General features: G+C 73.8%; 1 protein-coding gene. It reads right to left on the bottom strand.

Annotation, left to right across the window (positions count from 1 at the left end; genetic code table 11):
• Positions 1-256 (bottom strand): tyrosine-type recombinase/integrase (locus SB717_RS37625; protein ID WP_410908252.1); only part of this gene is annotated, 256 nt, incomplete at both ends.

The following is a 256-nucleotide window of genomic DNA, read 5'->3' on the forward strand; positions in this document are numbered from 1 at the left end:
CGACGGCGCCGCCGACCAGGGGCCCGACGGTGCGGGCTACCAGATCGTAGACCGTGCGCGCCCCGAGCCTGCCCCCTCGTGAACCGAGGAACAGGGCCGGGGCAGCTCCGTCGCTCCGCGCCGCGAGAACGGGCCGGCCGCGCGTGAGATAGGCCTCGATCGCGCGGCGTGCGGGGGCGCCGTAAGGAACCACCCGCTCCTTGGATCCCTTGCCCACTACGCGCGCGGTCGCCCGTGAGAGATCGAGGTCGTCGAT

The sequence above is a fragment of the Priestia sp. SIMBA_032 genome (genome assembly GCF_046535215.1).
Lineage (GTDB): Bacteria > Bacillota > Bacilli > Bacillales > Bacillaceae_H > Priestia > Priestia aryabhattai.